This window comes from Pseudoalteromonas sp. PPB1 (assembly GCF_015356275.1).
GTDB lineage: Bacteria > Pseudomonadota > Gammaproteobacteria > Enterobacterales > Alteromonadaceae > Pseudoalteromonas > Pseudoalteromonas rubra_D.
The window spans coordinates 1-4,859 of sequence record NZ_JACEQV010000057.1 but is presented as its reverse complement, the minus strand read 5'-3'; the positions used below and the strand labels follow the sequence as shown (position 1 = coordinate 4,859).

Sequence of the window (4,859 nt, the reverse complement as noted above, 5' to 3'; positions counted from 1 at the left end):
AGCAGTGAATGTCCGCCCAGCTCGAAAAAGTCTGCCTGTGTGCTTATCTGGCTGGCTTCTACATTGAGCAGCTGCGCCCAAATCTCACATACCGCCTGCTCTGTGTCTGTTTGCGGCGCTACGTAACGGCCCTGCAGTGCGGTGGCATCCACCTCCGGCAGCGCCTTTTTGTTGATCTTGCCACTGGCTGTCAGCGGCCACTCAGGGACCACCTTGCCCAGCCTTGGTACCATGTATTCCGGTAAACACGCTGCCAGGCTTGTCAGTGCAGCCGTGATGAAGTCGGTGTGCTCAACCTCGTCCAGTGTCTGAGTCGGATGAATATAGGCCACCAGATACAAGCCATTGGCTCCGCTTTTCGCCAGCACCACCGCGCTGTCGATGGCCGCCTGACGACTCAGCTGTTCGCTTATCTCACCCAGCTCCACCCGGAAGCCCCGGATCTTCACCTGATCGTCTGCGCGTCCCACAAAGGCTAAGTTGCCATCCGCCTGATAGCGCACTAAGTCGCCGGTGCGGTACAGGCGCTTTGAGCTGCCTGCCACATTGGCATCATAAAATGGATTATCGATGAAGCGCTCGGCACTCAGTTGTGGCTGATTCAGATAACCCCGCGCCAGCCCGTCACCACCCAGGTATAGCTCCCCGGTGGTGCCATACGGCAGCAGCGCCAGCTTATCATTGAGGATGAACGCCTGACTGTTGTTAATCACCCGTCCGATACTCGGCGCCTCGTCCAGGGGCTGAGTAAAGCGCGCACAGGTTGAATAAGTGGTGTCTTCTGACGGACCGTAGAGGTTATACACCCGCTCACAGTGCTCACCGGCGAGTAACTGATTCACCACGTCGCGGCCCAGCGGCTCACCTGCCAGGTTCACCACCCGTACACCCGCCGGAATGCCTCCCTGCTCCAGCAGGGCTTTAATCGCCGAAGGCACCGTATTAATTAATGTGACCTCCACCGGCGTCGTCAGCAGACTCAGGGCACTGTCGACCAGCACACAGCTGCCACCACAGGTCAGAGGTAAAAACAGTTCAAAGGCCGACAGGTCAAAGTTGATTGAGGTGCTGCATAACATCCGCGCATAATCTTCACGGCTGTATTCGGTGTCGGCCCAGCTCAGCAGTGCATTGACATTGCGGTGACTGATGGCCACGCCCTTAGGCTGACCGGTCGACCCTGAGGTGTAAATGGCATAGGCCAGCTTATCCCCGCCAAGGGCCGTCAACGCCGGGTTGTGTTGCGCATAAGCGCTCAGTGTCAGCGTCGCAATATCCACGGCACTGCCGCCCTGCTCTGCCATCAGCGCCTGTGCAACCGGCAGACCTGCGTCATATGCCAGAATGTGTGTCAGCCCCGCATCTTTGGCTATGTAGCCTAACCGGCTGGCCGGATAACTCGGGTCCAGCGGCACATACGCCCCACCGGCTTTTAATATTGCCAGGATACTCACCACCATCTCAATCGAGCGGCTGCTACACACGCCCAGCGGCGTTTCCGGTGTCACCTGATGTTCGCTCAGCAGATAATGCGCCAGCTGATTGGCGCGCTGGTTCAGCACCTCATAGCTGATGTGCTGCCCGTTAAAAATCAGTGCCGTTGCCTGTGGCGTACGCTGCACCTGTTGTTCAAATAAACCATGAATGCTCTGCGTGGTGTCATAGCTCAGTGTGTTGTCGTTCAGTGTTGACAGCAGCGTGTGTTGCTCGGCTGCCGACAACATCGCAAGGGTATCCGGAGAGTGTGCCAGCAAAGTGGCCGGAGCCTGCTCTGCCAGGGTTGTCAGTAAGGTACCCAGATGACGGCTCAGCGTCTCAATCCGGGCTGCGCTGAACAACGCCTTGTCGTAGGTCCAGCACATCTCTACCCCGACATCGCTCAGTGTCAGGTCGATGTCCAGGTCAAACTTGGCAATCACCGCATCCTCTGCCAGCGGGCTCAGCTGCGCCTCGCCTAAAGACCAGCCCTGACTGGTAGCCTGCTCCGTTACCGCATAGTCGGTACGGGTTGTCAGCATCACCTGAAACAGTGGCGTATAAGCACTGCTGCGGGGCACATTCAGCTGTTCAACCAGCTGCTCGAACGGCACATCCTGATGTGACTGAGCACCTAAATGGACGGCTTTCACATGGGCCAGATAATCTGCCAGGCTCGGCTGGTCGGTGTTGACGTTCAGCACCAGGGTGTTAACAAAAAAACCAATCAGCGGTGCCAGCTCGGCCTGCATACGGTTAGCCACCGGTGTCCCGATGACGATGTCCCGGGCATTACTGTGTCTGGACAGCAACAGCGACAAGGCCCCGTGCAGTAACATGAAAGGCGTCAGCCCCTGTGCACTGGCCAGTTTACTCAGCCCCTGCGCCACTTGTGCACTGAGGGTACTTTTCACCTGGCCACCCTGATGCTGCTTGAGTGCCGGACGCGGGTAGTCTAACGGCAGACTGTGCACCGACGGCAAGTCAGCCAGTTGCTGCTGCCAGTAACCCAGTTGAGTGTCCAGCACCTCGTGATTTAAATGGGTGTGCTGCCACTGCGCGTAGTCTGCATACTGAATGCTCAGCGGGGCCAGCGGGTTGTCCTCGCCCTGGCTGTATGCCTGATAGAGTGTTGTAAATTCGTTGATCAGCACCTGCATCGACCAGCCGTCGGAGGCAATGTGGTGCATATTGAACAGCAGCACGCCACTGCGCTCAGTGGTCTGAATATAGCCTGCACGCACCATCACCTCGCGGGTCAGGTCAAACGGCTGGCTCAGCTGTTGCGCCATCGCCCCGGCAATTGCCTGTTGCTGCGCCGTCTCGCTCAGCGCCCGCACATCCTCATAGCTCAGGGTGAAGCCGGCGTCCTGGCGGATCACCTGCACGTCATCGCGATACACAGTTCTGAGCACCTCATGACGGGCAATGATGGTTTGCAGGACGGCCTCAACCACCGTCAGGTCCAGCTCGCCGTCAACCGCAAAGGCCGCCGGCATATTGTATTGTGGTGTACCCTGCTCCAGCTGGTCGATAAACCATAACCGCTGCTGAGCATAAGACAACGGGGCAACACGATGCTGACCCAGCTGAGGGTCATCCTGCATCACTCTGGGCAGGGCTTTAATGTCCTCGCGCAATGCCTGCCCCTGTACTGCGGCAACGGCTTTGGCCTGCTCAGCCACGGTGGTGGCATTGAATAACGTACTCAGTGGCAGTTCCACTGCCAGCTGTGCGCGCAGTGCGGCGGCCAGCTTAACCGATAACAGGGAATGTCCGCCCAATGCAAAGAAGCTCGCTGTGGTGCTGATCTGCGTGGCATCAAGGTGCAGTAATTCAGCCCAGATCTCACATACCGCCTGCTCGAGGTCAGTTTGCGGGGCAACGTAGTGGTCCTGCTGTGTACCCGGGTCCACCTCTGGCAGCGCCTTTTTATTAATTTTACCGTTGGCGGTCAGTGGCCAGTGTGGGATCACCCGGCCCAGCTTAGGCACCATGTAATCGGGTAAACACCCTGCCAGCTCGCTCAGTGCCGCACTGATAAAGTCAGAATGGGTTGCCTCATCCAGCGCCTCTGTTGGCTGAACATAGGCCACCAGGTAGGTGCCGTTGGCACCGCTTTTCGCCAGTACTACGGCACTGTCGATGGCCGCCTGACGGCTCAGCTGCTCGCTTATTTCGCCCAGCTCCACCCGGAAGCCGCGAATTTTAACCTGATCGTCTGCCCGGCCCACAAATGCCAGCGTGCCATCGCTCTGATAGCGCACTAAGTCGCCGGTGCGGTACAAGCGTGTTGAACTGCCTGCCACCTCAGGGTCATAAAAAGGGTTATCAATAAAGCGCTCAGCACTCAGCTCAGGCTGATTCAGGTAGCCTCGTGCCAGCCCGTCACCACCCAGGTACAATTCACCGGTTGCGCCATACGGCAGCAGCGCCAGCTGGTCATTCAGAATAAACGCCTGGGTGTTGCTGATCACCTGGCCGATCCCCGGCGCATGGTCGATTTCCTGAGTGAAGCAGGCACAGGTTGAATAGGTGGTGTCTTCAGACGGGCCATAAAGGTTATAGACCCGCTCGCAGTGTCCGTCGCGCAATAACTGATTAACCACGTCGCGACCCAACGGCTCACCAGCCAGGTTCACGACCCGCACACCAGCCGGAATACCTGTTTGCTCCAGCAGAGCTTTAATGGCCGACGGTACCGTATTGATCAGGGAGACCTCAACCGGCTGCGTCAGCAGGCTCAGGGCATTGTCGACCAGTACACAGGTGCCGCCGCGAGTGAGGGTGAAAAACAATTCAAACGCCGACAGGTCAAAGTTGATGGAGGTGCTGCACAGCACCCGGGCATAATCCTCGCGGCTGTAGACCGTGTCAGCCCAGCTCAGCAGTGCATTGATGTTACGGTGGCTGATCGCCACGCCCTTAGGTTTACCGGTCGACCCTGAGGTATAAATGGCGTAGGCCAGATTATCGCCCTGATGTGCCACCGGTTGGTAAGGAGTGGAGACAGCGGCATCATTCAGCGTCGCCAGACTCAGCGTGTCGGTGGCCAGGCTTTGCAGGATGGCCGGGTTATCGGTGAGGGTCACGACCGGTTTAGCGTCATCAATGATCTGTGCCAGTCGGGCACTGGGATAGCCCGGGTCGAGCGGCAAATAGGCGGCACCGGTTTTCAGGATGGCCAGTATGGCCATCACCATCTCGGCATGTCGCACAGTGCTGACGCCCACCATGCTGTCGGCGCTGAGTGAATAGTGCTGCTGCAAGTACGCGGCGATGCGATTAGCACCGGCGTCCAGCTGGGCATAGCTCAGCGTGCGACCGCCAGGCATATCAATGGCGATAGCATCCGGTGTTAGCTGGGCCTGACGGCTGATTTG

Annotated in this window: 1 protein-coding gene; it reads right to left on the bottom strand. The window is 58.2% G+C overall.

Annotated elements, in window-relative coordinates:
- A partial coding sequence (locus IY568_RS24170; protein WP_194868942.1) for a non-ribosomal peptide synthetase occupies window positions 1-4,859 on the bottom strand: 4,859 nt, incomplete at both ends.